This window comes from Rhizobacter sp. Root1221 (assembly GCF_001425785.1).
Lineage (GTDB): Bacteria > Pseudomonadota > Gammaproteobacteria > Burkholderiales > Burkholderiaceae_C > Rhizobacter.
Map to the genome: position 1 here is coordinate 229,372 of NZ_LMDI01000034.1, position 24,797 is coordinate 254,168.

Here is a 24,797-nt window from a genome sequence, read left to right on the forward strand (position 1 = left end):
CGCCAGCCTGACCCTCGGTCTGGCCGTGTGGCTCGCGGCGGCCGGCCAGGCCCTCGCGTTCGGCTTCGACGACGTGGCGCAACTCGCCCAGGCTCGGGCCGCCAAGCCGTATGCCACCCGCAGCCATGTGCTGCCGGCCGAGTTGCGCAACCTCGACTACGACCAGTACCGCGACATCCGCTTCAAGCCGGCCCAGTCCACCTGGCGTGCCGAAGGCCTGCCGTTCGAGCTGGCGTTCTTCCACCTGGGCAAGTTCCAGACGGCGCCGGTCCGCATCAACGAGGTGACGGCCGCCGGTGTGCGCCACATCGCGTTCGACCCCAAGGCCTTCGACTACGGCAAGAACAAGGTGTCGCCCAAGCAGTGGGGCGACCTCGGGTTTGCCGGCTTTCGCGTCCACTACGCGCTCAACAACGCCGCCTACAAGGACGAGTTGGTCGTGTTCCTCGGCGCCAGCTACTTCCGCGCGCTGGGCAAGCAGCAGCACTACGGGCTGTCGGCCCGCGGCCTGGCCCTCGACACGGTGGGCGGGCAGGGCGAGGAATTCCCGCGGTTCGAGGAGTTCTGGATCGAGCGCCCGGAGGCCGATGCCACCGCGCTCGTGATCCACGCGCTGCTCGACTCCCCGCGGGTGTCCGGCGCCTACCAGTTCACGGTGCGCCCGGGCGACACCACGGTGACCGACGTGCGCAGCAAGCTCTACTTCCGTGCCGGTGTCACCACGCTGGGCGTGGCCCCGCTCACCAGCATGTTTCAGCACGGCGAGAACCAGCCGCGTGCCGGCGAGTTCCGCCCCGAGGTGCACGACTCCGACGGCCTGATGGTGGCCACCGGTGAGGGCGAGTGGCTGTGGCGCCCGCTGATCAACCCGAAGCGCCCCCTCGTGACGTCGTTCGCCACCCGTGACCCGAAGGGGTTCGGCCTCATGCAGCGCGACCGTGCGTTCTCGAGCTACGAGGACGTCGAGGCCAGCTACGAACGCCGCCCGAGCGCCTGGGTGGTGCCGAAGGGCGCCTGGGGGCCGGGCCGCGTCGAACTGTTCCAGTGGCCCACGCCCGACGAAACCAACGACAACATCGTGGCCTATTGGGTGCCCGACCAGGCGCCGGCCCCGGGCCAGCCGCTCGAGCTGTCGTACCAGGTGCAACTGCAGGGCGACCGCCAGCAGCGGCCACCGGCCGGCTGGGCCACGCAATCGCGCGTGGGCCGCGGCTTTGCCGAGATGGCCCCGAACGAAACCCAATACGTCGTCGACTTCACCGGTCCGGCGCTCGACGCGCTGCCCCTGGGCGCCACCGTGAAGCCGGTGGTCAGCGTCGGCCCGAACGGCAAGGTCGTCGAAGCCAACGCCTACCGCATCCCCGCCAACGGCGCCTGGCGCATGAGCCTGCGCGTTCAACAAACCGACGCGAAGCAGCCAGTCGAGCTGCGCGCATTCCTCCAGCAATCCACTCACGCATTGACCGAAACATGGACCTCCATCATTCAGCCCGACTGAGCCAGGGGCATGACGGCGTTGGCTCGCCCACCCAGGTGTCCCCGTTGACCCCGCGCGTGCCCGGCGTGGGGCCCAGTGCGCCGCCCATCCGGCGGGCCTCGATGGTCGCCACGCCGTGGCGCGGTTTCTGGCGCGGCCTCTTCGAAGGGCTGGCCGGGGTGTTCGCCGGCCGCGGCCCGGCGGTGGCCGAGCGCCAGCCGTGGGAAGTGGCCGCATCGCGCCGCCGCCTCGTGCTGCTGGTGCTGGTGGCCCTGTCGGCCGTGGGCGCCACCGCCATGCTGACGCAGGTGCTGCCGGTCTACGAGGTGGCCATCCTGCGGTGGGGCCAGATCGCACTGTTCTCGCTGCTGTTCGCGTGGGTGGCGGCCGGGTTCTTCACGGCCCTGATGGGCTTCTGGGTGCAGTTGCGGGGGGACCCCCATGCGCTGCGGTACCAGGATGTGTTGCACAACCCGCTGTCGTCCGACGCCCGCACCGCCATCATCATGCCCATCTGCAACGAGCAGGTGGCCACGGTATTCGCGGGTCTGCGCGCCACCTGTGAATCGCTGGCGGCCGCCGGCGGCTCGCGGCTGTTCGACCTGTACGTGCTGTCCGACACCAGCGACCCCACCTTGCGCGCCGCCGAACTGGCTGCATGGGCCGAACTGCGCACCACGCTCGGCGGGTGCGGGCGGGTGTACTACCGCTGGCGCCAGCACCGCACGAAACGCAAGTCGGGCAACGTGGCCGACTTCTGCCGCCGCTGGGGCAAGGACTACCGCTACATGGTGGTGCTCGACGCCGACAGCGTGATGACCGGTGACGCCCTGGTCACGATGGTCAAGCTGATGGAAGCCCATCCCACGGCCGGCATCATCCAGACGGCCCCGCAAGCCTGCGGCCTCAGCACCATCCATGCACGGGCGCAGCAGTTCGCCGGCCGTGTGGCGGGGCGCCTGTTCACCGCCGGCATGCAGTTCTGGCAGCTCGGTGAGTCTCACTACTGGGGCCACAACGCCATCATCCGCGTCGAACCCTTCATGAAACATTGCGCGCTGGCCCCGCTGGCCGGCCGCGGCGGCTTGAGCGGCGACATCCTGTCGCACGACTTCGTCGAGGCCGCGCTGATGCGCCGTGCCGGTTTCCACGTGTGGCTCGTGCACGACCTGCCAGGCAGCTACGAACAGCAGCCGCCCAACCTGCTCGAGGAACTCGCGCGTGACCGCCGCTGGTGCCAGGGCAACCTGCAGAACGCCCGCCTGCTCACCGAACCCGGCCTGCACGGTGTGCACCGCGCCATGCTGCTGACTGGCGCGTTCGCGTACCTGTCGGCGCCGCTGTGGCTCGGTTTCGTGCTGCTGGGCGGGGCGCTGTGGCTCTTTGGCGGGTATGCCATCTTCAACACGGCGCGTGGCGTGCCGCTCGAGATGCTGGGCCTGTGGCTCGCCACCGGCGCCATGCTGTCGATGCCCCGCATCCTCGGCGTGGCCACCATCATCATGAAAAAGGAACAGCACCTGTACGGCGGCACCAGCGCGCTGGTGCGCAGCGGCATGCTCGAAGGGCTGCTGTCGGTGCTGCAGGCGCCGGTGCGCATGGTGGCGCACACGATGTTCGTCGTGGTGGCGCTGACCGGGCTGAAGCTCAACTGGAAGTCGCCCCCGCGTGAAGCGCAGGACATCGGCTGGGGTGTCGCCGTGCAGCGGTTCCTGCCCATCATGGCCGTGGTCCTGGTGCTCGTGGCCGTGGCGCTGGCCGTCGAGCCGGGCGCGGCGCTGTGGCTCGCCCCGGTGGCGTTGCCGCTGCTGTTCGCCGTGCCGCTCACGGTGGCCACCAGCCGGGCCGACATCGGCGAACGCGTGAAGGCGCGCCACCTGCTGGTGACGCCGGAAGAATCGTGGTCACCCACCGTGCTGCGCCAGGCCTGGGCCTACGCCAACGACGCCGAACCGCTGCCGAGCTGGAGCGACGCCGTCACCGACCCGTGGCTCTTCGACGTGGTGCGCTCCGCCATGGGCCAGCGCAACACCACGTGGGGTGTGCGCGGCAAGGCCCGCCGCCGCCTGGTGCGCGGCCTGATCGGCCCGCAGGACACCGAACGCCTGTCGAACGAGGAACGCATGCACCTGCTGAGCGAGCCGCAAAGCATCGTGCGCCTGCGCGACCAGCTGGCGGCCAACAGCCAGTGGGGCAGCATCGGTCACGCCGCGTGATCACGCCACGGGAGCAAGCTCGGCAGATCGTGCCGAAAGTGCACAGCGGTTGCGGGTATGGTAAGGTAATACCTTAAGATACTTTGATGGAGGCCGCCATGACTGCTCCTGCCATTCGCCCCGTGGCGATCAAGATCGACGAGGACATCAAGGCCCGCGTGAAGCGCCTGGCTGACGCGCGCCATCGCACGTCGCACTGGCTGATGCGCGAGGCGATCACCCAATACGTTGAGCGCGAAGAGAAGCGGGAGGCATTCCGCCAGGACACGCTCAAGGCGTGGGAAGAGTACCGCGCCACTGGACTGCATGTGACCGCCGAGGAGGCCGATGCCTGGCTGGTTCAGCTTGAGCAGGGCAACGACATCGAGCCACCTGGATGCCACGTCTGATCTGGTCACCACCGGCGCTGCTCGATGTGCAGCGCCTCTATCGCTTCATGGCACCCAAGAACCTCGACGCGGCCAGACGAGCGGTGAAGGCCATTCGCCACGGCGTCACGGTGCTGGGGCAACAACCTGGCGTCGGCCGCCCCATCGATGACATGCCCGACGAGTTCCGCGAGTGGATCATCGACTTCGGTGATGGCGGCTACATCGCCCGCTACCGCATCGACCCGGATGCCGTCACGATCCTTGCCGTGCGACACCAGAAAGAGGCATCCTGACCCTCGTGCTGCTGGCCGACTCGGGGGCTAACGCTGCATCCACGCTTCCGCCAGCCGGACCCACAAGGTGGCCCCGAGCGGAATCAGGTCGTCGTTGAAGTCGTAGCTCGGGTTGTGCAACATGCACGGCCCGAGGCCATGGCCGCCAATGCGGTGTTCGCCTTCGCCGTTGCCGATCACGAAGTAGCAGCCCGGCTTCTTCTGCAGGAAAAAGCTGAAGTCTTCGGCGCCCATCGTGGGCTCGAACTCCTGCACGTTGTCTTCCCCCACCACCTGGGCCATCACGCGGCGCGCGAACTCGGTTTCTTCCGGATGGTTGATGGTGGGCGGGTAGTTGCGCACGAATTCGAACTCGCACGTGGCCTCGAAGGCGGCGCAGGTGTGTTGCGCCACGTCGCGCATGCGGCGTTCGATCAGGTCGAGCAGTTCGAGTGTGAACGTGCGCACCGTGCCACGCACCTCGCAGCTGTCGGGCACCACGTTGGTGGCCTCGCCGGTGTGGATCATCGTGACCGAGATCACGCCAGCTTCCAGCGGACGCTTGTTGCGCGAGATGATGGTCTGGAAGGCCTGCACCATCTGGCAGGCCACCGGCACCGGGTCCACGCCGAGGTGCGGCATGGCGGCGTGCGACCCCTTGCCGCGGATCGTGATGCGGAACTCGTTGCTCGACGCGAAGACCGGGCCGGATCGCACGGCGAACTGCCCCACCGCGAGGCCCGGCCAGTTGTGCGCACCAAAGATGGCCTCCATCGGGAACTGCTCGAACAGCCCCTCCTTGATCATCTCGCGTGCCCCGCCGCCGCCTTCCTCGGCCGGCTGGAACACCAGGTACACGGTACCGGCGAAGTCGCGGTGTTTCGAGAAATGCTTGGCGGCGGCCAGCAGCGTGGCGGTGTGGCCGTCGTGGCCGCACGCGTGCATCTTGCCGGCGTGGCGGCTGGCGTGCGGGAACGTGTTGTGTTCGGTGATGGGCAGCGCGTCGATGTCGGCGCGCAGGCCCACGGCACGCGGGCTGTCTCCCCGGGTGCCCTTGACGATGCCGACCACGCCGGTGGTGCCGAGCCCGCGGTGGATGGGAATGCCCCAGTCCGTCAGCGCCTGCGCGATCACATCGGCGGTGCGGTGTTCCTGGAAGCAGAGTTCCGGATGGGCGTGGAGGTCGCGGCGAATCGCGGTGGCGGCGGCGCTGTCGGCGAGGATGGATTCGATCAACTGCATTCGTGGGCTCCCGGGTGGTCGGCGCGCCCGGCGCGCGCCGTTCGAGATCGAAGATCCAGTTTACTCGGCCATCCGCACGTGGCGCCGAGGCTGTGCAATAGTGAGGGGATGAGCCAGATTGCCACTGTTCGCGGTGCCTGCCCCCACGATTGCCCCGACACCTGCGCCATGCGCATCACCGTCGACAACGGCCGCGCCGTGCGGGTGCAGGGCGATCCCGACCACCCCACCACCCACGGTGCGCTGTGCACCAAGGTGTCCCGGTACCCGGAGCGAACCTACCACCCGGACCGGGTGCTGACCCCGCTCAGGCGCGTGGGGCCGAAGGGCGCCGGCCAGTTCGAGCCGGTGAGCTGGGACACGGCGCTGGCCGACATCGCCGCGCGCCTGGGCGAGATCGCCGCGCGCGATCCGGAGGCCATCCTGCCGTACAGCTATGCCGGCACCATGGGCCTGCTGCAGGGTGAAAGCATGGACCGCCGGTTCTTCCACCGGCTGGGCGCGTCGCTGCTCGACCGCACCATCTGCGCCAGCGCCGGCAGCGAGGCCCTCGCGGCCACGTACGGCGCCCGCATCGGCATGCACCTGGAACACTTCGCGGAAAGCCGGCTGATCCTGATCTGGGGCAGCAACTCGATCGCGTCGAACCTGCATTTCTGGACCTTTGCGCAAGCGGCCAAGCGCCAGGGGGCGAAGCTCGTGTGCATCGACCCCCGGCGCACCGAAACGGCCGACAAGTGCCACCAGCACCTGGCCTTGCGCCCGGGCACCGACGGCGCGCTGGCCCTCGGCCTGATCCACGAACTGGTGGCCAACGGCTGGCTCGACCACGACTACATCGACCGCCACACCCACGGCTGGCCCGCCCTGCGCGAGCGCGCGCTGGCGTGGACGCCCGAGCGCACGGCCGACGTGTGTGGCCTGACCCCCGATGAAGTGCGTGGCCTGGCCCGCGACTACGGCACCACCCAGCCTGCCGCCATCCGCCTGAACTACGGCATGCAGCGCGTGCGGGGCGGAGGCAACGCGGTGCGGCTGATCGCGATCCTGCCGTGCCTGACCGGTGCGTGGCGCCACCGGGCCGGCGGCCTGCTGCTGTCGGCCTCGGGCTGGTTCCCGAAGGACGCCCAGGCCCTGCAGCGCCCCGACCTGCTGGCCGGCCGCCAACCGCGCACGCTCAACATGAGCACGGTGGGCAACGACCTGCTGCGCGAGGCCTCGCCCGGCTTCGGCCCCAAGGTAGAGGCCGTGGTGGTCTACAACAGCAACCCGGTGGCAGTGGCCCCCGAATCGCCGAAGGTGGTGGCGGGGTTCCGGCGCGACGACCTCTTCACCGTGGTGCTGGAACACTTCCTGACCGACACGGCCGACCACGCCGACTACGTGCTGCCCGCCACCACGCAGCTCGAACACCTGGACGTGCACATGAGCTACGGCCACACCTACGCGTTGATCAACGAACAGGCCGTGGCGCCGGTGGGCGAGGCGCGGTCGAACACGCAGATCTTCCGCGACCTGGCCGCCCGCATGGGGTTCGACGACCCGTGTTTCGCCGACAGCGACGAGGCCATGGCGCGTGTGGCGTTCTCGCGCGACGTCGACTTCGACCGGCTGCGCGCCGAAGGGTGGGTCAAGCTGCCGCTGCCCGAGGCGCCACTGGCCGACGGGCACTTCCCCACGGCGAGCGGCCGCTGCCTGATCGACGCGCCGGGGCTCGGGGTGCCCGACCACGTGCCGAACTACGAATCGCGCGAACACGACCCCGCCCTGGCCGACCGCTACCCGCTCGCGATGATCTCGCCGCCGGCCCGCAATTTCCTGAACTCCACGTTCGTCAACGTGAAGAGCCTGCGCGACATCGAAGGCGAGCCGCTGCTCGAGATCCACGTGTCGGACGCCGGACCGCGGGGCATCGCCGACGGCATGCCGGTGCGGGTGTTCAACGACCGCGGTGCCTACCACTGCACCGCGCGGGTCAGCACACGGGCGCGGCCCGGCGTGGTCCACGGGCTCGGCATCTGGTGGCGCAAGCTGGGCACCCATGGCACCAACGTCAACGAACTGACCCACCAGCAACTCACCGACATCGGCCGGGCCCCGTCGTTCTACGACTGCCTGGTGGACGTGTGCCCGGCGTGAAGCGCTGGCTGCTCCTGGGCGGAGCCGCGGCGGCGCTGTTTGCCGGCGTCAGCGGCTGCGGCGGCCTCGGGTACTACGGGCAGTCGATCCATGGGCATTTCTCGTTGCTCAACAGCGCGCGGCCGGTGCCCGACTGGCTGGCCGACCCCGAGACGCCCACGCCGCTGCGCGAGCGCCTCGCGCTCACCGAAACCGTCCGCGATTTCGCGGTGCAGGAACTGAAGCTGCCCGACAACGCCAGCTACCGCCGCTACGCCGACCTGAAACGCCCGGCCGCCGTGTGGAACGTGGTGGCCGCCCCGGAACTCGACCTGACGCTGAAGACCTGGTGCTTCCCGATCGTGGGCTGCGTGGGGTACCGCGGCTACTTCGACCGCCCCACCGCCGAGGCCGAAGCGGCGTCGCTGCGCGCCGAGGGGTTCGAAGCCGGGGTGTACCCCGTGCCGGCGTACTCCACGCTCGGCCGCATCCCGGGGGCGTACTTCAGCGACCCGCTGCTCAGTACCTTCATCCGATACCCCGAGGGAGACCTGGCCCGGCTCATCTTCCACGAACTGGCGCACCAGGTGGCCTACGCACCGGGCGACACGGTCTTCAACGAATCCTTCGCCACGGCGGTGGAACGCATCGGCGTGCGGCGCTGGCTGGCCGCGCACGCGAGCGACCAGGTGCGGACCGAGTACGAACGGCTCGAGGCCCGCCGCGAAGATTTCCGCGCGCTGACGCTGAAGACCCGCCGCGCGCTGGAAGGCATCTTCCGCGGCCCGGGCAGCGACGCCGACAAACGCGCCGCGAAGGCCGCCGCCATGGACGCGATGCGTGCCGAGTACGCGACGCTGAAGGCCGGGCCGTGGGACGGTTTCGCCGGGTACGACCCGTGGTTCGAGCGGGCCAACAACGCCGCCCTCGGTGTGCTCGGTGCCTACTACGAGCAGGTGCCGCAGTTCGAGGCGCTGTTCCGCGCGCAAGGTGAGGATTTCCACCGTTTTTATGCGGAGGTCAAGCGCATCGCCGCCTTGCCCCGTGCCAAGCGCCACGCCACACTGGCGCGCTGATTCCCTGACCCCCGAAAGCCTGTTTCGATGCCCGACGTCCACATCCGCCGCCCCCACCAGCTGGGCCTCGACCGCGCCCGCGAACTGGCGCGCCAATGGGTGCGCGAAGCCGGCCGCAAGTACGACCTGGTGTGCACCGTGGACCCGGGTGCGGCCGCCGACACCGTGGTGTTCAAGCGGGCAGGGGTGTCGGGGCAACTGGTGGTGTCGGCCAGCCACCTGGAACTGACCGCGCGGCTCGGGATGCTGCTGGGGGCGTTCCAGAAGTCGATCGAGGCCGAGATCGCGAAGAACCTCGATGCGCTGCTGGCCCGCGAGGCGCCGCCTGCCGCCCGACAGTGATACGCTTGTTTCACCCGATGCCCCGTGGTGTGCCCGATGCCCAGATCCCCTGCCCGTTCGTCTCCCAAGGTGTCGCCCCTCAAGGACACCCGGGCCGGTGACATCCGGGTCAGCGGCACGCGCATCCCCACGCTCAACGACGACCTGGTGCTGGTGCGGCTGAATGCCGCCAACGCCGCCCCCGCCGCCCTCGATCCCACCGAACGGGCCGACGCCATGGTGCTGAAGGCCGGCAAGGCCCTGAACAAGCCCGGCATCCGCCGCGAGTCGGTGTTCGGCAGCGGCTCCGGGCGAGGCATCAGCGCCTACTCGGTGTACCCGCAAGACCCCACGCTGGTCGTCCGCGAAAGCGCTGACGGCCTCAAGACCCTGGGCCGCCTGGTCGGCGGGCGCTTCCGCGCCGTGCCCACCAAGCGCTGAGCCGGCAGCCGGTGGCGACGCAGGTTCGCCCCCGCGGCATCCCACGTGTCGAAGGCCTGCTCGACACCGCACTGCGCACCGCGTCGAACGGCCAGCGCCCGCCGGCGTTCATCCTGGCCGGCCACAACGGCTCCGGCAAGTCCACGCTCTGGCACGACCGGCTCGCCCACCGGCTGCAGATCCCGCTGGTCAACGCCGACCGGCTCACCGCGTCCATCCTGCCGCCACCCGACCCCGCCACCGGCCGCATCGCCCCGTGGGCCCAGCGGCTGCGTGACGACGACGAACGCTGGCAGCGGCTGTCGCAGGAGGGCGTGCAGGCCTTCACCGGCCTCGTCATGAACAAGCGCATGCCGTTTGCGTTCGAGACGGTGTTTTCGCACTGGAGGCCGCGTGCCGACGGCACCATGGAATCGAAGGCCGACACCGTGCTGCAGCTGCAGGCCGCCGGCTATTTCGTGGTGCTGCTGTTCGTGGGCCTGGCCACGGTCGAGATCTCGATGCTGCGCGTGCAGACGCGCCGAACCCAGGGCGGCCACGGCGTGCCCGAGGCCTCGTTGCGATCGAGGTTCCCGCGCACGCAACAGGCCATCGCGAAGGCGGCCCCGCTGGCCGACATGACGCTGATGTTCGACAACAGCCGGTCCGTGGCCGATGCGTTCACGCTCGTGCGGGCGCAGCAGGGCCATGCCGTGCTGTTCGATTGCCGCACCCGCACCGAGCCGGCGCTCGCCGAGCTGAACACGATCGCGGGCCTGTGGTTGCCGAAGGTGGCTCCTTAGCGGCGCGACACGTCCACGACGATCTTGCCGAAGTGCCCGCCACCTTCGAGGCGCGCGTAGGCCGCCGGGGCATCGCCGAACGCGAACGCCTGGTCCACCACCGGGCGCAGCCGGTGCAGTGCCACGAACCGCAGCAAGTCGTCGAACATCGTGCGGCTGCCCACGAAGATGCCCGACAGCCGCTTGGCCCCGGCGATCAGCGGCAGCAGGTTCAGGTCGCTTGAAAAACCGCTCACGCCGCCGATCACGGCAATGTGGCCGCCCATGCGCGATGCGGCGATCGACCGCTGCAGCGTGCCGTGGCCGCCCACCTCGACCACCACGTCGGCACCGCCGGTGCGGCGTTGCACCTCGTCCTGCCATTCGGGTGTCGTGCGGTAGTTGATGGTGTCGCCGGCGCCCAGCTGGCGCGTGCGTGCGAGCTTGCCGTCGTCCGATGAGGTGATCACCGTGCGGGCCCCGGCTGCCTTGGCGAGCTGCAGTGCCCACACCGACACGCCGCCCGTACCCAGCATCAACGCGGTACCGCCGGGCTTCAGGCGCCCCGCCACGAAGAGCGCGTTCCAGGCCGTGATGCCCGCGCACGACAGCGTGGCGGCCTCGGCCCAGTCGAGGTGTTCGGGAATCACCGCCAGCGCGGCCTCGTGGAACACCGCCTCTTCGGCCAGCACGCCGTCGATGCTGGCGCCGGGGGAGGCCGCCGTGTTGGCCGGCGAGGCGGCACCGTCGATCCAGTCCGGGAAGTACGTGTTCACGACCCGGTCGCCGGCCTTGAAGCGGGTCACCGCGGCACCGGTCTCGATCACCTCGCCGGCCCCGTCGGCCAGCGGGATCACCGGCCCGTCATGCCCCACGGGGTACTGTCCCCACGCGAGCATCAGGTCGCGGTAGTTCAGGCCGGCCGCGTGGATGCGCACGCGCACCGCGTTGGGGCCGAGAGGGCGGCGAGGTGCATCGGCCAGCACGAGGCTGGTGGCGTTGCCGCCGGGGCGGATGTGGAAGGCTTGCATCGGAAGGTTCCTGAAGTGGGGTGTCCGGATGCTATTGGCGACCTTGATTCGGAAATAGTGGGTCTTGGTTGATACTGACGGGACGAACTGGAACCAATCGGGGGCGTGATGGCAGACCGTTTCGACGGCATCGAGGTGTTCGTGCAGACCGCGCAGTCGGGCAGCTTCGTCGTGGCGGGTGAGCGGTTGAAGCTGTCACGGTCGGCCGTTGGCAAGGTCATCGGCCGCCTGGAGCAGCGCCTGGGCGTGCGCCTGTTCCAGCGCACCACGCGGCGGCAAAGCCTCACCGAGGACGGCCAGGCGTTCTACGAACGTTGCGTTCGGGTCCTCGGTGAACTTGAGGCTGCCGAGGCGGTGCTCGACGGTGGCAGCCGCGAGCCCCGCGGGCGCCTGCGGGTCAGCATGCCGGTGCTGTTCGGCCGGTACTGCGTTGCGCCGCTGCTGCGCCAGCTCGCGCTCGATCACCCGCGGCTCCAGATCGACCTGTCGTTCTCGGACCGTCTGGTGGACGTCATCGACGAGGGGTTCGACCTCGCGGTGCGGATCGGGGCGCTTGCCGACAGCGCCAGTTTCGTGGCGCGCCGGCTGGGCACGCAGGGTGCGGGCATCTGCGCGTCACCGGCCTACCTTGCCCGCCACGGCACCCCGCGAACGGCGGAGGACTTCGAAGGCCACGCCGCGGTGACCTACGCCCGCAACGGCCACGAGCTGCCGTGGACGGTGCGGGCGGCCGATGGCAGCCTGCGCGACGTGCGCCTGGGCGCGCGGCTGCGCATGGACGACCTGGAGGCCATGGCCGATGCGGCCTGTGCCGGCGCCGGGCTGGCGCTGCTGCCGTGCTGGCTGATGGCGCGGCACATCGACGCGGGCCAGCTGGCCCTGGTGATGGACAGCCAGAGCGTGCAAGGCGCCGAGATCCACCTGGTGTGGCCGCGCAGCCGCTACCTGCCGTCGAAGACGCGCGCCGCGATCGACGCGCTGGTGGCCGGGGTGCCGGTCATGATGGGCCAGCTGAAACCGCCGGCCTGACCTCTCAGCCCGGCGACGACGCCCCGCCGCCTACCTTTTCCGCACCCCGTTCGATGGCCTGGCCGGTGCGCTTCACACCGCGCCCGATGGCCGCGCCGGTGCGCCGTGCCCCGCGTTCGATGGCGGCACCGGTGCGCTTGGCCCCGCGCTGGACCGCGGCACCGGTGCGCTCGGCGCCCCGTTCGATGGCGGCGCCGGTGCGGTGCGCGGTGCGGTCGATGGCTTCACCGGTGCGCTCCATGGGGCCCGGCGCCGCCGCCGCGGGGTCGTCGGCGAACACGAGGGAGGAGGCCGCGAGGGCGATCGACAGGATCAGGAGGTTGCGTGAACGTGCCATGACGTGATGATGCCCGAAACCGGGTTCCCCTCTTCCGGCGGGCCTGAACCTTGCACACACCCCCAGAACGCCACTTGCGCGTGGGGCGCCGCCCCGCGTACAAACGCGTGGCTGTCGAGGTGTTTTCCCAACCGGTGGATTGTCGAAGGAGGTCAAGTGGCCTGGTCGAGTCGTTGGTGTTTCCTGTTCCTCGCCGCCTGGTGTGCGGCGGCCCCTGCCGCCGAGCGGCGCTGCCTGACCGAGTGTTCGCCCCGCATCGGCATCGTGTCCGCCTTCGGGGCGGAGGCCGACATCCTGATCGCGCAGACGCAGCGCCGGCGGGTCTACACGATCCACGGCAAGCGGTTCACCACCGGCGTGTTGCGCGGCAACCCGGTGGTGATCGTGCTGAGCGGGGTCAGCATGGTGAATTCCACGCTGGTCACGCAGCAGATGCTCGACCACTTCCGCATCGAGCGCCTCGTGATGAGCGGCATCGCCGGCGGCGTGGACCCGGCCAACCGGGTGGGCGACGTGACGGTGCCCGACCGCTGGGCCATGCCGATGGAGGTGTTCTGGAACACCGACTCCACGCTGCCGTCGCCCTGCGGCACGCCGCGCGACCTGTCGTGCCTCGGGCTGAGTCTCGCCACCGGCCCCGACGGCCAGCCGCTGCCGCCCTACGTCATCGACGGCCCCCACGGCCCGGTCGAGACGGGGCTCTACATGCGCCAGAACCACGTGCTCAACAGCAGCAACGCACCGGCCGGGGCGTTCTACTTCGACTACCCCGTGGACGCCGAGATGCTGCGGGTGGCCAGCGGCCTCACCCCGCGCCTCGAGCGCTGCGGCCCCAAGGCCACGCGCCCCGACGGCTCGGTCGATGACAAGCTCTGCGTGCGCGAGACGCCGCGGCTGAAGGTGGGCGGGCGCGGGGTGTCGGCCACCGTGTTCCTCGCCAACGCGTCGTACCGCGCCTACCTGCACCGTGTGCTGCAGGCGCAGACGTTCGAGATGGAGACGGCGGCGCTGGCGCACGTCGCCCATTCGAACGATGTGCCGTACATCGCGTTCCGCTCACTCAGCGACCTGGCCGGCGGCGAAGGGTTCGACGCCGACGTGGGCGCGCTGTTCTCGAGCGGTCTTGCAGAAACCAACGAGGCCGCGGTCACGCTCGCGTTCCTCGACGCCTGGCGCCAACGGAGGGCCGCACGATGAAACAAGTCCGATGGATTGCCTTGGCGCTGGCGCTGGTGGCCAGTGCCTCGCTGCACGCCGCCCCGCGCGAGGTCAAGGTGCTCGTGATCAGCATGTTCGAGCCCGAGGCGCAGCCGTGGATCGAGCCCTTTGCGCTGACCGAGGCGGTGCCCGTGGCGGGCCTGCTGCCCGACAACCCGAACCTGCGCTGCAACACCGATGGCGTGTGCCTGCTCGTCACCGGCATGGGGCACGCGAACGCGGCCGCGTCCACGCTGGCCGTGGCGCTCAGCCCGGCGCTGGACCTCACGCACACCTGGTTCCTCGTGGCGGGCATCGCCGGCATCGACCCGGGGCAGGGCACGCTCGGTTCGGCCGCATGGGCCCGCTGGCTCGTGGACTTCGGGATCGCCCACGAACTCGATGCCCGCGAGATGCCCGCGAGCTGGCCCCACGGCTACTTCGGCATCATGACGAAGGGCCCGGGTGAAAAACCGAAGTTCGAATACCACACCGAGGTGGCCCGCCTCGACGAGGCGCTGCTGCAGACCGCGCTGCGGCTCACGCGGGATGTCGCGCTGGAAGACAGCCCCGCCGCGCAGGCCTACCGTGCGAAGTACCGCCATCCCCCGGCCAACCAGCCGCCGAAGGTGATCCAGTGCGACACGCTCGGCGGCGACACCTGGTGGCACGGGCACCGCCTCGGGCAACACGCGAGCGCGTGGACGCGCCTGCTCACCGACGGCGAAGGGGTGTACTGCACCACGCAACAGGAAGACAACGCCACCTACAACGCGCTCGCGCGCGCGGCGGCCGCGGGACGCCTCGACGTGAAGCGCCTGGCCGTTTTGCGCACCGCCTCGAACTTCGACCGCCCCCATCCGGGGCAGAGTGCACGCGACTCGCTGGCCGCGTCCACCAGCGGCGCGTCGGGTGGTTTCGTGCCCGCCACCCACAACCTCGCCCGCGTGGGCGGGGTGCTGGTGAAGGACATCGTGGCGCGTTGGGCACTGTGGCGAGACGGGGTGCCGGCAAGCCGCTGAAAAGGTGATGGCACGGTCATTGCGGAGGACGACGGCCTCCCACCCCTTCCCCGAAAGGCCGTCATGCCCGTTCCGTTCCCGGTGTCACCGACCCGGCTCGCCCTCGCGGTGAGCCTTGCATTTCCGTTGTGTCCCGTCCTGGCCCAGACGACACCGCCAGAGGCCCAGCTCGACGCCGTCACGGTGACGGCCGACCGCCGCGCCGAGCCCATCAAGAACGTGCCGATGGCCGTGTCGACGCTGAGCGGCGAGAAGCTCGACGTCATCACGTCCGGCGGCCAGGACGTGCGCGCGCTGGCGGCGCGTGTGCCCAGCCTCAACATCGAATCGTCGTTCGGCCGCGCGTTCCCACGCTTCTACATCCGCGGCTACGGCAACACCGACTTCCGCCTCAATGCATCGCAGCCCGTCTCGCTCGTGTACGACGACGTGGTGCAGGAGAACCCCATCCTCAAGGGGTTCCCCATCTTCGACCTGGAGCAGGTCGAGGTGTTGCGCGGCCCGCAGGGCACGCTGTTCGGGCGCAACTCGCCGGCGGGTGTGGTGAAGTTCGATTCGGTGAAACCCACGCGCGCCGTGGAAGGGTATGGCAGCGTGTCCTGGGCCACCTACAACACCGTCAATACCGAGGGCGCGGTCAACACGCCGATCGGCGAAGCCTGGTCGGCGCGGCTGTCGTTCCTGAACCAGCGGCGCAGCGACTACGTCCAGAACACCGCGCCCGACGCTCCCTCGCCCAAGCTCGAAGGCTACAACGACAGCGCGCTCCGCGGTCAACTGCTGTACCAGCCGCACAAGGACTTCAGCGCGCTGTTCAACCTGCACGGGCGTGACCTCGACGGGTCGGCGCGGGTGTTCCGCGCCAACATCATACAGCCCGGCACGAACGACCTCGTGGCCGGCTTCGACCCGCGCAAGGTCTCGCAGGACGGCCGGAACGAGTCGACGCTGCTGACCCGCGGCGGCAGCGCGCGCCTGCGCTGGGGGCTGGGTGACTACGCGCTGCACTCGATCACCGGGTTCGAATCGCTCCGCACGTACAACCGGGGTGACATCGACGGCGGCACGCCTGGGGACGTTCCGTTTTCGGTCGAGACGGCCGACGGCATCCCGACACTCCGCCAGATCACGCAGGAGGTGCGTGTGGAGTCGCTCTACAGTGGCCCGCTGAACTGGCAGGCCGGGGCGTACTACTTCCACGAGAAGTACGACATGGAAAGCTTCAGCTACGACTCCACCGCCGGCGGGGTGGAGAACGGCCATTCGCTGTCCACGCAGAAGAACGACGCGTGGGCGGGCTTCGGTTCGGTCAGCTACGCCGTTGATCCGAAGCTCAAGCTGCGCGGCGGGTTGCGGTACACGCATGACAAGAAGGAGTTCGCGACGCGCGAGTACTTCGCCACGGGCTTTCGCCCCACGATCGCCGACATCGGCCAACTGACGGCCAGCCCGAGCAGCAGCAAGGTCAGCTGGGACCTCGGCAGCACCTACGCCTTGAACACCGACACCAACGTCTATGCGCGGCTGGCCAACGGCTTTCGCGCCGCGAGCGTCCAGGGCCCGGGCCAGTTCAACGACATTTCGGATGCGAAGCCCGAGACGAACACGTCGATCGAGGCCGGCATCAAGGCCGACCTGTTCGACAAGAAGGGCCGCATCGCGTTCAACGTCTTCTACTACCAGGTGAAGGACCAGCAGCTGACCGCCGTGGGCGGCGCCGGCAACGGCAACGTCCTGCTCAACGCCGAGAAGACCACGGGGCAGGGCGCCGAACTCGACTTCCAGGCGTACCTCACGAACCAACTGCTGGTGAGTGTGGGTGGCAGCTACAACAAGACCCGCATCCGCGACGCCGACCTGGCGGTGTCCACCTGCGGCGGCTGCACCGTGACCGACCCGACCAATGCCGGTGGCCAGGCGTTGATCGACGGCAACCCGCTGCCGCAGGCGCCGAAGTGGACCGCGAGCTTCACCGCGAAGTACACGATCCCCACCGACGCGGGCGAGTGGTACGCGTACACCGACTGGTCGTACCGCAGCAAGGTCAACTTCTTCCTGTACGAGTCGGCCGAGTTCACCGGCAAGTCGCTGCTGGAAGGCGGCCTGCGGCTCGGCTATACGTGGGGCGACGGCAAGTACGACCTCGCGCTGTTCGGGCGCAACATCACGAACCAGGTGCGCGTCACCGGCGGCGTCGACTTCAACAACCTGACCGGGTTCATCAACGAACCGCGCACGCTGGGAGCGCAGTTCAGGGCGACGTTCTAGGCGAGAAGGGCGCTGCCAGGCCTGCATAGGCCTTCGGCAGCGGCGCCGCGTAGTCGCCGTGTTTGCTGGTGCGCAGCCCCAGCGACACGAGCGACTCGGCCAGCTTCACGGCGGCGGCCACGCCGTCGATCACCGGCACACCGAGTTCGGCCTGCAGGCGTCGGCACAGGTCGGCCATGCCCGCGCAACCCAGCACGATGGCACCCGAGCGGTCGTGCGCGAGCGCGGTGCGGGCGCTTGCCAGGATGCGGGCGTAGGCGTCGCTCGCCGGGTCGTCGAGTTCGAGCACCGCGATGTCGGTGCCGTGGATGCCGCGGCAGCGCCGTTCGAAGCCGTATTGCACCACCAGGTGTTCGGCGATCACGCACGTGCGGGACAGCGTGGTGACCACCGAAAACCCGGTGGCCAGCAGCGATGCGCAATGGAACGCCGCCTCGGCGATGCCGATCACCGGGCCGGGCGACAGCTCGCGCGCGGCGGCCAGGCCCGGGTCGCCGAAACACGCGATCACGAACGCATCGGCACCGGCCACCACCCCCGCCTGCACCTGTTCGGTGACCCCGGCGGCGGCCCACACGTCGTCGTGGTGGCCTTCGATGGACGGTGCCCCGAACGATGGCTGTACCACCCGGATGACGGTGCCCGGCGCGGCGCACGCGTCGGCGGCCCGCCCGATGGCGGCGGTCATCGACGCGGTGGTGTTGGGGTTGATCACGTGAATCTGCATGGGGTGTGTATACAAAATGGATGGCGGCAGGCATGGGCCGCAGCAAGTCGCGCGCCGGGCGAAATGCCGCAGGTGCCCCATTCCGGGGCGTCGCCGTTGAGCCGGTTGTGGCACACCGTTTGCATACAGTCCGGCGCATGGTCCAGGACTCCTCCCTCGTGCTCACGTCGTTGGTCAAGCGGTATGGCGACACCGTTGCCGTGGCCGGCATCGACCTCAAGATCCCGTCGGCCAGCTACTGCTGCCTGCTCGGGCCCTCGGGCTGCGGCAAGACGTCCACGCTGCGCATGATCGCGGGGCACGAGTCGGTCAGCAGCGGCGAGATCCTGCTGGGTGGCAAGTACATCACCCGCAGCCCGGCGGCCGACCGCGGCACCGCGATGATGTTCCAGAGCTACGCGCTGTTTCCGCACCTGAGCGTGCTCGACAACGTGGCGTTCAGCTGGAAGATGCGCGGCCGCGACGTGGCGGCGCGCCACGCGCGGGCGCGCGAGCTGCTCGCGCTCGTGTCCATGACCCCGTATGAAAAACGCCTGCCGTCCGAGTTGTCGGGCGGCCAGCAGCAGCGTGTGGCGCTCGCCCGCGCGCTGATGACCGAACCCCGCGTGCTGCTGCTCGACGAACCGCTGTCCGCGCTCGACCCGTTCCTGCGCGTGCAGATGCGCGCCGAACTCAAGCGCTGGCAGCAGGAGCTCGGCTTCACGTTCGTGCACGTCACGCACTCGCAGGAAGAAGCCATGGCGCTCGCCGACCAGGTGGTCGTGATGAACAACGCCCGCGTCGAGCAGGCGGGGTCCCCGCGCGAGGTGTTCAACGCCCCGCGCTCCGAGTTTGTCGCGCGGTTCATGGGGGCCCACAACGTGATCGACTCGCCCGAGGGCCCCGTGGCCGTGCGGTCGGATCGCCTGCGCCTGCACCGTGCGCCGTCCGGCAGCGCACGCGAGGCGGCGGTGCGGGCGGTCGAGTACCAGGGCACCTGCGTGCTGGTGAAGCTGTCGCCCACGGCCGAGGGCCCCGACACCTCGTGGACCGCCACCGTGCCCGATGCCGAGTTCGACGCCGGGCCACTTGCGCCCGGCGAAACCGTCTACGTGTCCTGGCCGTCGGCCGAGGCGCACGCGCTCGTGGCCTGACCGATCAGCGCCGCTCTTTTGTCCCCCAGGAGAACCCATGTCAGAGACGTCCAAGAAGATCGACACCACGCGCCGCAACCTCATCAAGGGTGCGGTGGCCACCGGTGGTGCGATCGCCTTCCCGTACGTGCACACGCAGGAAAAGCTGACGCTGCGCTACCTCGGCACCGCCGTGAACCAGGACAAGGCCATCGCCGAGAAGTTCGAGGCCGACACCGGCATCCGCATCCAGTACATCCCGGTCACCACCGATGACGTGACGAAACGCGCGGTGACCGCACCGAACTCCTTCGACCTGATCGACACCGAGTACTTCTCGCTGAAGAAGATCCTGCCCACCGGCAACCTGCTCGGCATCGACACCAGGCGCATCAAGAACGCCGACAAGATCACGCCGCTGTTCACGAAAGGCGAGGTGGGGGGCAAGAAGGTGGGCGACCAGGGCACCGCGCCGAAGAAGGTGATGTACCTGGAGTCGCCCACGTCGAAGACGTTCTCGGCCACGCCCACGCAGTTCATGACGCTGATCCCCACCGTGTACAACGCCGACACGCTGGGCATTCGCCCCGACCTGATCAAGCGGCCCATCTCCTCGTGGTCCGAATTGCTGAACCCGGAGTTCAAGGGCAAGGCCGCGATCCTGAACATCCCGAGCATCGGCATCATGGACGCCGCGATGGTGGTGGAGGCCGCGGGCCTCTACAAGTACCCCGACAAGGGGAACATGACGAAGAAGGAGATCGACCTCACCATCAAGGTGCTGATCGAGGCCAAGAAGGCCGGGCAGTTCCGCGCGCTGTGGAAGGACTTCAACGAAAGCGTCAACCTGATGGCCTCAGGCGAGGTGGTGATCCAGTCGATGTGGTCGCCGGCCGTGACGGCCGTGCGCACGAAGGGCATCGCGTGCACGTTCCAGCCGCTGAAGGAAGGCTACCGCGCGTGGGCTGCCGGCTTCGGGGTGCCCAAGTCGGTGACGGGCCGCAAGGCCGATGCCGTGTATGAGTTCATCAACTGGTTCCTCGACGGCTGGGCCGGTGCATACCTGAACCGCCAGGGCTACTACAGCGCCGTGCTCGACACCGCCAAGGCCAGGATGGAGCCCTACGAGTGGGCGTACTGGATGGAAGGCAAACCCGCCGCGAAGGACATCAAGTCACCGAACGGTGACGTGTTGCAGAAGGCCGGCGCGGTGCGCGATGGCGGCAGCTACGAGGACCGCATGGGGGGCATCGCCTGCTGGAACGCGATCATGGACGAGAACGCCTACATGGTCCAGAAGTGGAACGAATTCGTAAGTGCATAGGGCCCCCCACGTCGCTTCGCTCCTGCCCCCCCGAGGGGGGCGCCCCGGGTCGCCCGGGGGACCCGGGCTCGCGGGTGGCTTGATCTGTCGCTCCGCTCCTTGTCATCCCGGCGGACGCCGGGACCCACTGCATGAAAACGCTGCACCTTCCCCCCTGGCTCCAGGCCACGCCGTTCGCGCTGGTGTTCGTGCTGTTCCTCGTGCTGCCGCTGGCGCTGGTGGGGGCGGTGAGTTTCTGGCAGGCGACGGACTATGAGTTGATCCCGGCGTTTTCGGGGCAGAACTACCTGGACGTGTTCCAAGGCTGCTCGAACACGGCGGAGTTGTGTGTCACGCTGAAGACGTACCTGTCGACGCTGAAGTTCTGCGTGCTGGTGTGGGCCATCACGCTGGTGATCGGGTTCCTGGTGGCGTACTTCCTCGCGTTCCACGTGCCGTCCACGTCGATGCAGACGCTGCTGTTCGTGGTGTGCACGGTGCCGTTCTGGACGTCGAACGTGATCCGCATGATCTCGTGGGTGCCGCTGCTCGGGCGCAACGGGCTCGTGAACCAGGGCCTGATGGGGATCGGGGTGGTGGACTCGCCGGTGGAGTGGCTGCTGTTCAGCAACTTCTCGGTGGTGCTCGCGTTCGTTCACCTGTACACGATGTTCATGATCGTGCCCATCTTCAATTCGATGAAACGCATCGACCCGGCATTGATCGAGGCGTCGCGCGATTCGGGCGCCACCGGCTGGCAGACGGTGTGGAACATCGTGATCCCGCTGTGCCGCACCGGCATCGTGATCGGGTCGATCTTCGTGGTCACCATCGTGATGGGTGACTTCGTGACCATCGGCGTGATGGGCGGGCAGCAGATCGCGTCGGTGGGCAAGGTGATCCAGGTGCAGACCTCGTACCTGCAGTTCCCGATGGCCGCGGCGAATGCCGTGATCCTGCTTGCCACCACGCTGATGATGGTGTGGGCGCTGACCCGTGTGGTCGACCTGCGCCGGGAGCTGTGATGGGCCGCCACACCAGGACGCCCGCCTTCTACGCGCTGGCCGCCGTGTTCACGCTGTTCGTGCTGTTCCTGTACGGCCCGATGGCCGTGATCTTCGTGCTGAGCCTGCAGGGCCCCGAAGGCGGGCTCACCTTCCCGATGCGGGGCGTCTCGTTCTACTGGTTCGGCAAGCTGTGGGAAGGCCTGGGGGTGGTGGACATCGGCGCCGCCTTCCGCCGGTCGGTGGCCCTCGGCGCCGTGGTGATGCTGTTCACCGTGGGCCTGTCGCTTGGGGCGGGCCTCGCGTTCCGGCGGCAGCTCAGGGGCTCGGGCGTGCTGTTCTACACCGCGGTGGCGAGCCTCATCATGCCGTCGATCGTGGTGTCGCTGGGCATCGGCCTGCAGTTCCGGCTGCTGGACACCGGCCTGCAGGCGTTGCTGGCGCGCTGGGGGTTCGAGGGGATGCTCGAGGGTTACGGCACCGCGATGGGCCTCTACACGTCGGCCCTCGGTGCCCACCTCACGTGGACGCTGCCGTTCGGCCTGCTCATCATGCTGGCGGTGTTCAACCGCTTCAACCCGGCCTACGAGGAGGCCGCCCGTGACCTGGGCGCCACGCCATGGCAGGGGTTCCGCCACGTGGTGCTGCCCCTCGTGCTGCCGAGCCTCGTGGGCGTGGGCATGTTCGGCTTCACGCTGAGCTGGGACGAGATCGCCCGCACGTCGCAGGCCATCGGCGACGTCAACACGCTGCCGCTGGAACTGCAGGGGCTCACGAGCACCGTCACGACGCCGGCCATCTACGCCCTGGGCACCGTCACCACGCTGGTGTCGTTCGTGGTGATGGGCGCCACGTGGGCCCTGGTGACGTGGCTCGCGCGCAAGCGCTGAGCGGGTGGTTTACTTCAGCGATTCGATCAGGTCGATGTAACCCTGCATCGCCTCGTCCTGCGGCTGGCCCTTGAGCTCGTTCCAGGCGTCCCACTTCGCGCGGTCGACGAACTGTGTCATGCCCGGGCGGTCCGTGTCCACGTCGCCGGTGCTGCCCTGCTTGTACAGCGCGTACAGCTTCAGCAGCGTCATGTTGTCGGGCTTTTCAGGCAGGCTCTTGGACTCGGCGCGGGCGGCTTCGAAGCGGGTGGCGAGGTCGGACATGGGGCTCCTGGGGACGGGGGGATTTGGAATGGCCGGATTGTGGCTCAGCCACCTGCGACTTTGGGGTGCAGGTGTTGCACCTTCCGGAGTGGCAATCGGGCGCCGATACCGTGCTCCTCGCCGCCGTGCCCTACAGTCGCGCCCACCCGACCCCATGGCGCCCATGACCTTCCGACCCACGCAGCTGCTGTTCCTCCCCGGTGCGTCCGGCGACACGGGCCTCTGGCAACCCGTCGCGGACCTGCTGCAACACCCCGCGGCACGGGTCCATGTCGGCTGGCCCGGGTTCGGGCCCACCCCGGCCCACCCGTCGTGCCGGGGCTTCGGTGACCTGGTCGCTGCGGTGCTCGGGCGGATCGACCGTCCCACCGCCTTGATCGCGCAGTCGATGGGCGGTGCGGTGGCGTTGCGCGCGGCACTCGCCCGCCCGGACCTCATCACGCACCTGGTGCTCGCGGCCACGTCGGGTGGCCTCGACGTGGCCGCACTCGGTGCAGTGGACTGGCGCGCAGGGTTCCTGGCGGCAAACCCCGCGTTGCCCACGTGGTTCGCCACGCACCGGGAAGACCTTTCGGCGCAAATCCCGTCGATCACCGCGCCCGCGCTGCTGCTGTGGGGGGACACCGATCCGATCAGCCCGGTGGCGGTGGGGCAGCGGCTCGCCGCACTCCTGCCGCATGCGCGGCTGCAGGTGGTTGCCGGTGGTGGACATGACCTGGCGCGTGTCTTTGCCGCGCAGGTGGCGCCGTGGATCGACGCGCACCTGTCGGGCGTGTGAACCGTTCGCCCGGGGGACAGACATGTGGCACCGGTGGTGCCACACTGGGGCCCTCCGACCTTCAACGAAGGACCTGACGATGAGCCCACGACTTCCATTTGCCGGCGCCGGGTGCGCCGCCCTGCTGGTGGCCGGCGGCTGTGCCCTCTCGCCGTCCGTCACCGCCCCGGACGTGCCCGCGTCGCTGCGCCCGCCGGCCGGGCAGGTGGTGTTCCTCGAGGCGCTTGCCTCGGGTGTACAGATCTACGATTGCGCACTGAAACCCGATGGCAGCGGCGCACACGGCTGGGTCTTCCGCGCGCCGGAGGCCACCCTGTCGGACCGCGCCGGTGGGGCGTTGGGCACGCACTACGCCGGCCCCACGTGGGCGGGGCCGGACGGCAGCACGGTGGTGGCCGAGGTCGCCGCCCGCGAGGCCGCGCCCATGGCCACGGCGATCCCGTGGCTGCTGCTCTCGGCGAAGTCGGTCACGGGTGCCGGCCTGTTCGGCAAGACAACGAGCATCCAGCGCGTCCACACCGTGGGCGGGGCGGCCCCTGCCACACCGTGTGGGCCGGACAACGCGGGGCAGCAGGCCCGCATGCACTACACGGCAGCCTACTATTTCTACCGTGCCGGGCCGTGACGGACCTCCTCCCCCCGAAGCGTGAGGACGACGCCCCCGTTGCTGCACTACGATGTGGCCCGCACCGTCCGCCGCCGCGCACGGGCATCACAGGGGCTATTCATGAACTTCCAAGAGTCGATTCAGGTTTGCTTCAAGAAGTACGCTGACTTCACCGGCCGGGCCACACGCCCCGAGTACTGGTGGTTTGTGCTGTTCCTCGTGATCGGGAGCCTGGTGACCACGGGGATCAGCGAGTTCCTCGGCGGCATCTTCGCGGTGGCCACCCTCGTGCCGTCCTTGGCCGCGGGCGCCCGCCGCCTGCATGACACCAACCGCACCGGCTGGTGGCAACTGATCGGCCTGATCCCGATGGTCGGCTGGATCGTGTTGATCGTGCTCCTGGCGCAACCAGGCCAATCGTCAACGTCGAACGCGACGGCATGACCCGATCGAGTCTCCGGGTGGGCTGCCTCGCGCTGCTGGTGGCCACGGGCGCGGCGCGGGCCGGCGACATCTACCGTTGGGTGGACGAGCAGGGGCGCACGCACATGGCCGACACGGTGCCCGAGCGCTACAAGCGCACGGCCCGGCACCTCGACGGCCGGAAGTACGAGTTGTCGCCGGCCGAGCAGGCCGCCGCGGCGGCGGCGCTGGAGCGAACCCGGGCGGAACAGGCCGAAGCGGACGCGCGGCGGGCGGCGGCGCCCGACCCCGCGCCTTCCGTCCGTGCGCCTGGCGGGAAAGCCGCGGGCAGCAAGGTGGAGGACAACTCGGGCAGCGAATGCGACCGGCTCTGGCGCCAGTACTACGCGAGCCAGGCTTGTTTCGGGCCATGGCAGACCACGCCGCAGGCCCACGCCCGCTGCAAGGAAACCGTGAGCCCGGCAGCCCGATGCGGGGTGTCCGGGCCGCCAGCCGACGCTCGGCGCTGAC

At 69.3% G+C, this 24,797-nt stretch carries 26 protein-coding genes; 21 read left to right on the forward strand and 5 right to left on the reverse strand.

Going from position 1 to position 24,797, the window contains the following annotated elements; genetic code table 11:
• The first annotated feature begins 7 nt into the window (after positions 1-7).
• From ASC87_RS21980 to ASC87_RS21995, 4 genes are all read left to right on the forward strand, one after another.
• Complete coding sequence (locus ASC87_RS21980; RefSeq protein WP_056667663.1) at positions 8-1,498, forward strand: glucan biosynthesis protein G; 1,491 nt, start codon at positions 8-10, stop codon at positions 1,496-1,498.
• Positions 1,471-3,693, forward strand: coding sequence for a glucans biosynthesis glucosyltransferase MdoH (mdoH, locus tag ASC87_RS21985; RefSeq protein ID WP_082568836.1), 2,223 nt, complete (start codon positions 1,471-1,473; stop codon positions 3,691-3,693). Before ASC87_RS21980 ends, mdoH begins: the two co-directional genes overlap by 28 nt.
• A gap of 98 nt (positions 3,694-3,791) precedes the next feature.
• Entirely contained in the window at positions 3,792-4,082 is a 291-nt protein-coding gene (locus tag ASC87_RS21990; RefSeq protein ID WP_056667403.1) for a CopG family ribbon-helix-helix protein, read from the forward strand.
• Positions 4,070-4,357 (forward strand): type II toxin-antitoxin system RelE/ParE family toxin, encoded by a 288-nt coding sequence (locus ASC87_RS21995; protein ID WP_056667406.1) that lies wholly within the window; start codon positions 4,070-4,072, stop codon positions 4,355-4,357. The genes ASC87_RS21990 and ASC87_RS21995 overlap by 13 nt, the downstream gene beginning before the upstream one ends.
• Before the next feature lie 27 nt (positions 4,358-4,384).
• Here ASC87_RS21995 and ASC87_RS22000 read toward each other — a convergent pair whose 3' ends face one another.
• Positions 4,385-5,578, reverse strand: coding sequence for a M20 aminoacylase family protein (locus tag ASC87_RS22000; protein WP_056667409.1), 1,194 nt, complete (start codon positions 5,576-5,578; stop codon positions 4,385-4,387).
• A 108-nt stretch (positions 5,579-5,686) separates the two neighbouring features.
• Here ASC87_RS22000 and ASC87_RS22005 point away from each other — a divergent pair, with 108 nt between their 5' ends.
• The 5 genes from ASC87_RS22005 to ASC87_RS22025 are packed head-to-tail and all read left to right on the forward strand — an operon-like array spanning position 5,687 to position 10,316.
• Complete coding sequence (locus tag ASC87_RS22005) at positions 5,687-7,717, forward strand: molybdopterin-dependent oxidoreductase (RefSeq protein ID WP_056667412.1); 2,031 nt, start codon at positions 5,687-5,689, stop codon at positions 7,715-7,717.
• Positions 7,714-8,772 carry an aminopeptidase gene (locus tag ASC87_RS22010; RefSeq protein WP_082568846.1) on the forward strand — a complete coding sequence of 353 codons (1,059 nt, stop codon included), beginning with the start codon at positions 7,714-7,716 and terminating at the stop codon, positions 8,770-8,772. The genes ASC87_RS22005 and ASC87_RS22010 overlap by 4 nt, the downstream gene beginning before the upstream one ends.
• Before the next feature lie 27 nt (positions 8,773-8,799).
• Positions 8,800-9,114, forward strand: a complete 315-nt coding sequence (locus ASC87_RS22015) for a polyhydroxyalkanoic acid system family protein (RefSeq protein WP_056667413.1) — start codon at positions 8,800-8,802, stop codon at positions 9,112-9,114.
• A 36-nt stretch (positions 9,115-9,150) separates the two neighbouring features.
• On the forward strand, positions 9,151-9,534 hold the full coding sequence (locus ASC87_RS22020) for a hypothetical protein (protein WP_157604196.1): 384 nt from the start codon (positions 9,151-9,153) through the stop codon (positions 9,532-9,534).
• An 11-nt stretch (positions 9,535-9,545) separates the two neighbouring features.
• On the forward strand, positions 9,546-10,316 hold the full coding sequence (locus ASC87_RS22025; RefSeq protein ID WP_200954448.1) for a toxin: 771 nt from the start codon (positions 9,546-9,548) through the stop codon (positions 10,314-10,316).
• Here the strand turns inward: ASC87_RS22025 and ASC87_RS22030 are convergent.
• Positions 10,313-11,326, reverse strand: coding sequence for an NAD(P)-dependent alcohol dehydrogenase (locus ASC87_RS22030; protein WP_056667418.1), 1,014 nt, complete (start codon positions 11,324-11,326; stop codon positions 10,313-10,315). The two genes, ASC87_RS22025 and ASC87_RS22030, sit on opposite strands and share 4 nt — an antisense overlap.
• A gap of 108 nt (positions 11,327-11,434) precedes the next feature.
• On the opposite strand from ASC87_RS22030, the gene ASC87_RS22035 reads away from it, so the two are divergent.
• Positions 11,435-12,355 carry a LysR substrate-binding domain-containing protein gene (locus ASC87_RS22035; protein ID WP_056667421.1) on the forward strand — a complete coding sequence of 307 codons (921 nt, stop codon included), beginning with the start codon at positions 11,435-11,437 and terminating at the stop codon, positions 12,353-12,355.
• A gap of 4 nt (positions 12,356-12,359) precedes the next feature.
• Here the strand turns inward: ASC87_RS22035 and ASC87_RS22040 are convergent, their stop codons facing one another.
• A complete protein-coding gene (locus tag ASC87_RS22040) occupies positions 12,360-12,692 on the reverse strand; it encodes a hypothetical protein (protein ID WP_056667426.1) in 333 nt (110 codons plus the stop codon).
• A gap of 156 nt (positions 12,693-12,848) precedes the next feature.
• Here ASC87_RS22040 and ASC87_RS22045 point away from each other — a divergent pair, with 156 nt between their 5' ends.
• The 3 genes from ASC87_RS22045 (at position 12,849) to ASC87_RS22055 (ending at position 17,179) form a co-directional block, all read left to right on the forward strand.
• Positions 12,849-13,889, forward strand: coding sequence for a 5'-methylthioadenosine/S-adenosylhomocysteine nucleosidase (locus tag ASC87_RS22045; RefSeq protein WP_056667429.1), 1,041 nt, complete (start codon positions 12,849-12,851; stop codon positions 13,887-13,889).
• Positions 13,886-14,911 carry a purine nucleoside permease gene (locus ASC87_RS22050; RefSeq protein WP_056667431.1) on the forward strand — a complete coding sequence of 342 codons (1,026 nt, stop codon included), beginning with the start codon at positions 13,886-13,888 and terminating at the stop codon, positions 14,909-14,911. The genes ASC87_RS22045 and ASC87_RS22050 overlap by 4 nt, the downstream gene beginning before the upstream one ends.
• A 63-nt stretch (positions 14,912-14,974) precedes the next feature.
• A complete protein-coding gene (locus tag ASC87_RS22055) occupies positions 14,975-17,179 on the forward strand; it encodes a TonB-dependent receptor (protein ID WP_056667434.1) in 2,205 nt (734 codons plus the stop codon).
• Here the strand turns inward: ASC87_RS22055 and ASC87_RS22060 are convergent.
• Positions 17,163-17,906, reverse strand: a complete 744-nt coding sequence (locus ASC87_RS22060; RefSeq protein WP_056667437.1) for an aspartate/glutamate racemase family protein — start codon at positions 17,904-17,906, stop codon at positions 17,163-17,165. The two genes, ASC87_RS22055 and ASC87_RS22060, sit on opposite strands and share 17 nt — an antisense overlap.
• A 137-nt stretch (positions 17,907-18,043) precedes the next feature.
• Here ASC87_RS22060 and ASC87_RS22065 point away from each other — a divergent pair, with 137 nt between their 5' ends.
• The 4 genes from ASC87_RS22065 to ASC87_RS22080 all read left to right on the forward strand — a co-directional run bounded on the left by ASC87_RS22065 (position 18,044) and on the right by ASC87_RS22080 (position 22,215).
• Positions 18,044-19,039: an ABC transporter ATP-binding protein gene (locus ASC87_RS22065; RefSeq protein WP_056667440.1), complete on the forward strand. Its 996-nt coding sequence runs from the start codon at positions 18,044-18,046 to the stop codon at positions 19,037-19,039.
• Positions 19,040-19,076: 37 nt separating this feature from the next.
• Positions 19,077-20,342, forward strand: a complete 1,266-nt coding sequence (locus tag ASC87_RS22070) for a PotD/PotF family extracellular solute-binding protein (RefSeq protein ID WP_056667443.1) — start codon at positions 19,077-19,079, stop codon at positions 20,340-20,342.
• 131 nt (positions 20,343-20,473) lie between these two features.
• A complete protein-coding gene (locus tag ASC87_RS22075) occupies positions 20,474-21,346 on the forward strand; it encodes an ABC transporter permease (protein ID WP_056667445.1) in 873 nt (290 codons plus the stop codon).
• Positions 21,346-22,215, forward strand: coding sequence for an ABC transporter permease (locus ASC87_RS22080; protein ID WP_056667448.1), 870 nt, complete (start codon positions 21,346-21,348; stop codon positions 22,213-22,215). Before ASC87_RS22075 ends, ASC87_RS22080 begins: the two co-directional genes overlap by 1 nt.
• A 9-nt stretch (positions 22,216-22,224) precedes the next feature.
• On the opposite strand, the gene ASC87_RS22085 is transcribed toward ASC87_RS22080, so the two are convergent.
• Complete coding sequence (locus ASC87_RS22085; RefSeq protein WP_056667451.1) at positions 22,225-22,479, reverse strand: acyl-CoA-binding protein; 255 nt, start codon at positions 22,477-22,479, stop codon at positions 22,225-22,227.
• Between the two features lie 163 nt (positions 22,480-22,642).
• On the opposite strand from ASC87_RS22085, the gene ASC87_RS22090 reads away from it, so the two are divergent.
• The 4 genes from ASC87_RS22090 to ASC87_RS22105 all read left to right on the forward strand — a co-directional run bounded on the left by ASC87_RS22090 (position 22,643) and on the right by ASC87_RS22105 (position 24,796).
• The gene (locus ASC87_RS22090) at positions 22,643-23,257 is read left to right on the forward strand and encodes an alpha/beta fold hydrolase (RefSeq protein WP_082568848.1); all 615 of its coding nucleotides are present in this window, start codon (positions 22,643-22,645) and stop codon (positions 23,255-23,257) included.
• Between the two features lie 79 nt (positions 23,258-23,336).
• Entirely contained in the window at positions 23,337-23,882 is a 546-nt protein-coding gene (locus ASC87_RS22095) for a DUF3455 domain-containing protein (RefSeq protein WP_056667457.1), read from the forward strand.
• Between the two features lie 102 nt (positions 23,883-23,984).
• A complete protein-coding gene (locus tag ASC87_RS22100) occupies positions 23,985-24,308 on the forward strand; it encodes a DUF805 domain-containing protein (RefSeq protein ID WP_056667673.1) in 324 nt (107 codons plus the stop codon).
• On the forward strand, positions 24,305-24,796 hold the full coding sequence (locus tag ASC87_RS22105) for a DUF4124 domain-containing protein (protein WP_082568838.1): 492 nt from the start codon (positions 24,305-24,307) through the stop codon (positions 24,794-24,796). Before ASC87_RS22100 ends, ASC87_RS22105 begins: the two co-directional genes overlap by 4 nt.
• Position 24,797 lies beyond the last annotated feature (1 nt).

Excerpts from the sequence above, each read along its gene's own strand:
- mdoH (WP_082568836.1), top strand. The coding sequence starts at position 1,471 with ATGGACCTCCATCATTCAGCCCGACTGAGCCAGGGGCATGACGGCGTT.
- ASC87_RS21990 (WP_056667403.1), top strand. The coding sequence starts at position 3,792 with ATGACTGCTCCTGCCATTCGCCCCGTGGCGATCAAGATCGACGAGGAC.
- ASC87_RS21995 (WP_056667406.1), top strand. The coding sequence starts at position 4,070 with ATGCCACGTCTGATCTGGTCACCACCGGCGCTGCTCGATGTGCAGCGC.
- ASC87_RS22000 (WP_056667409.1), bottom strand. The coding sequence starts at position 5,578 with ATGCAGTTGATCGAATCCATCCTCGCCGACAGCGCCGCCGCCACCGCG.
- ASC87_RS22005 (WP_056667412.1), top strand. The coding sequence starts at position 5,687 with ATGAGCCAGATTGCCACTGTTCGCGGTGCCTGCCCCCACGATTGCCCC.
- ASC87_RS22015 (WP_056667413.1), top strand. The coding sequence starts at position 8,800 with ATGCCCGACGTCCACATCCGCCGCCCCCACCAGCTGGGCCTCGACCGC.
- ASC87_RS22020 (WP_157604196.1), top strand. The coding sequence starts at position 9,151 with ATGCCCAGATCCCCTGCCCGTTCGTCTCCCAAGGTGTCGCCCCTCAAG.
- ASC87_RS22030 (WP_056667418.1), bottom strand. The coding sequence starts at position 11,326 with ATGCAAGCCTTCCACATCCGCCCCGGCGGCAACGCCACCAGCCTCGTG.
- ASC87_RS22035 (WP_056667421.1), top strand. The coding sequence starts at position 11,435 with ATGGCAGACCGTTTCGACGGCATCGAGGTGTTCGTGCAGACCGCGCAG.
- ASC87_RS22040 (WP_056667426.1), bottom strand. The coding sequence starts at position 12,692 with ATGGCACGTTCACGCAACCTCCTGATCCTGTCGATCGCCCTCGCGGCC.
- ASC87_RS22050 (WP_056667431.1), top strand. The coding sequence starts at position 13,886 with ATGAAACAAGTCCGATGGATTGCCTTGGCGCTGGCGCTGGTGGCCAGT.
- ASC87_RS22055 (WP_056667434.1), top strand. The coding sequence starts at position 14,975 with ATGCCCGTTCCGTTCCCGGTGTCACCGACCCGGCTCGCCCTCGCGGTG.
- ASC87_RS22060 (WP_056667437.1), bottom strand. The coding sequence starts at position 17,906 with ATGCAGATTCACGTGATCAACCCCAACACCACCGCGTCGATGACCGCC.
- ASC87_RS22065 (WP_056667440.1), top strand. The coding sequence starts at position 18,044 with ATGGTCCAGGACTCCTCCCTCGTGCTCACGTCGTTGGTCAAGCGGTAT.
- ASC87_RS22070 (WP_056667443.1), top strand. The coding sequence starts at position 19,077 with ATGTCAGAGACGTCCAAGAAGATCGACACCACGCGCCGCAACCTCATC.
- ASC87_RS22075 (WP_056667445.1), top strand. The coding sequence starts at position 20,474 with ATGAAAACGCTGCACCTTCCCCCCTGGCTCCAGGCCACGCCGTTCGCG.
- ASC87_RS22080 (WP_056667448.1), top strand. The coding sequence starts at position 21,346 with ATGGGCCGCCACACCAGGACGCCCGCCTTCTACGCGCTGGCCGCCGTG.
- ASC87_RS22085 (WP_056667451.1), bottom strand. The coding sequence starts at position 22,479 with ATGTCCGACCTCGCCACCCGCTTCGAAGCCGCCCGCGCCGAGTCCAAG.
- ASC87_RS22090 (WP_082568848.1), top strand. The coding sequence starts at position 22,643 with ATGACCTTCCGACCCACGCAGCTGCTGTTCCTCCCCGGTGCGTCCGGC.
- ASC87_RS22095 (WP_056667457.1), top strand. The coding sequence starts at position 23,337 with ATGAGCCCACGACTTCCATTTGCCGGCGCCGGGTGCGCCGCCCTGCTG.
- ASC87_RS22100 (WP_056667673.1), top strand. The coding sequence starts at position 23,985 with ATGAACTTCCAAGAGTCGATTCAGGTTTGCTTCAAGAAGTACGCTGAC.
- ASC87_RS22105 (WP_082568838.1), top strand. The coding sequence starts at position 24,305 with ATGACCCGATCGAGTCTCCGGGTGGGCTGCCTCGCGCTGCTGGTGGCC.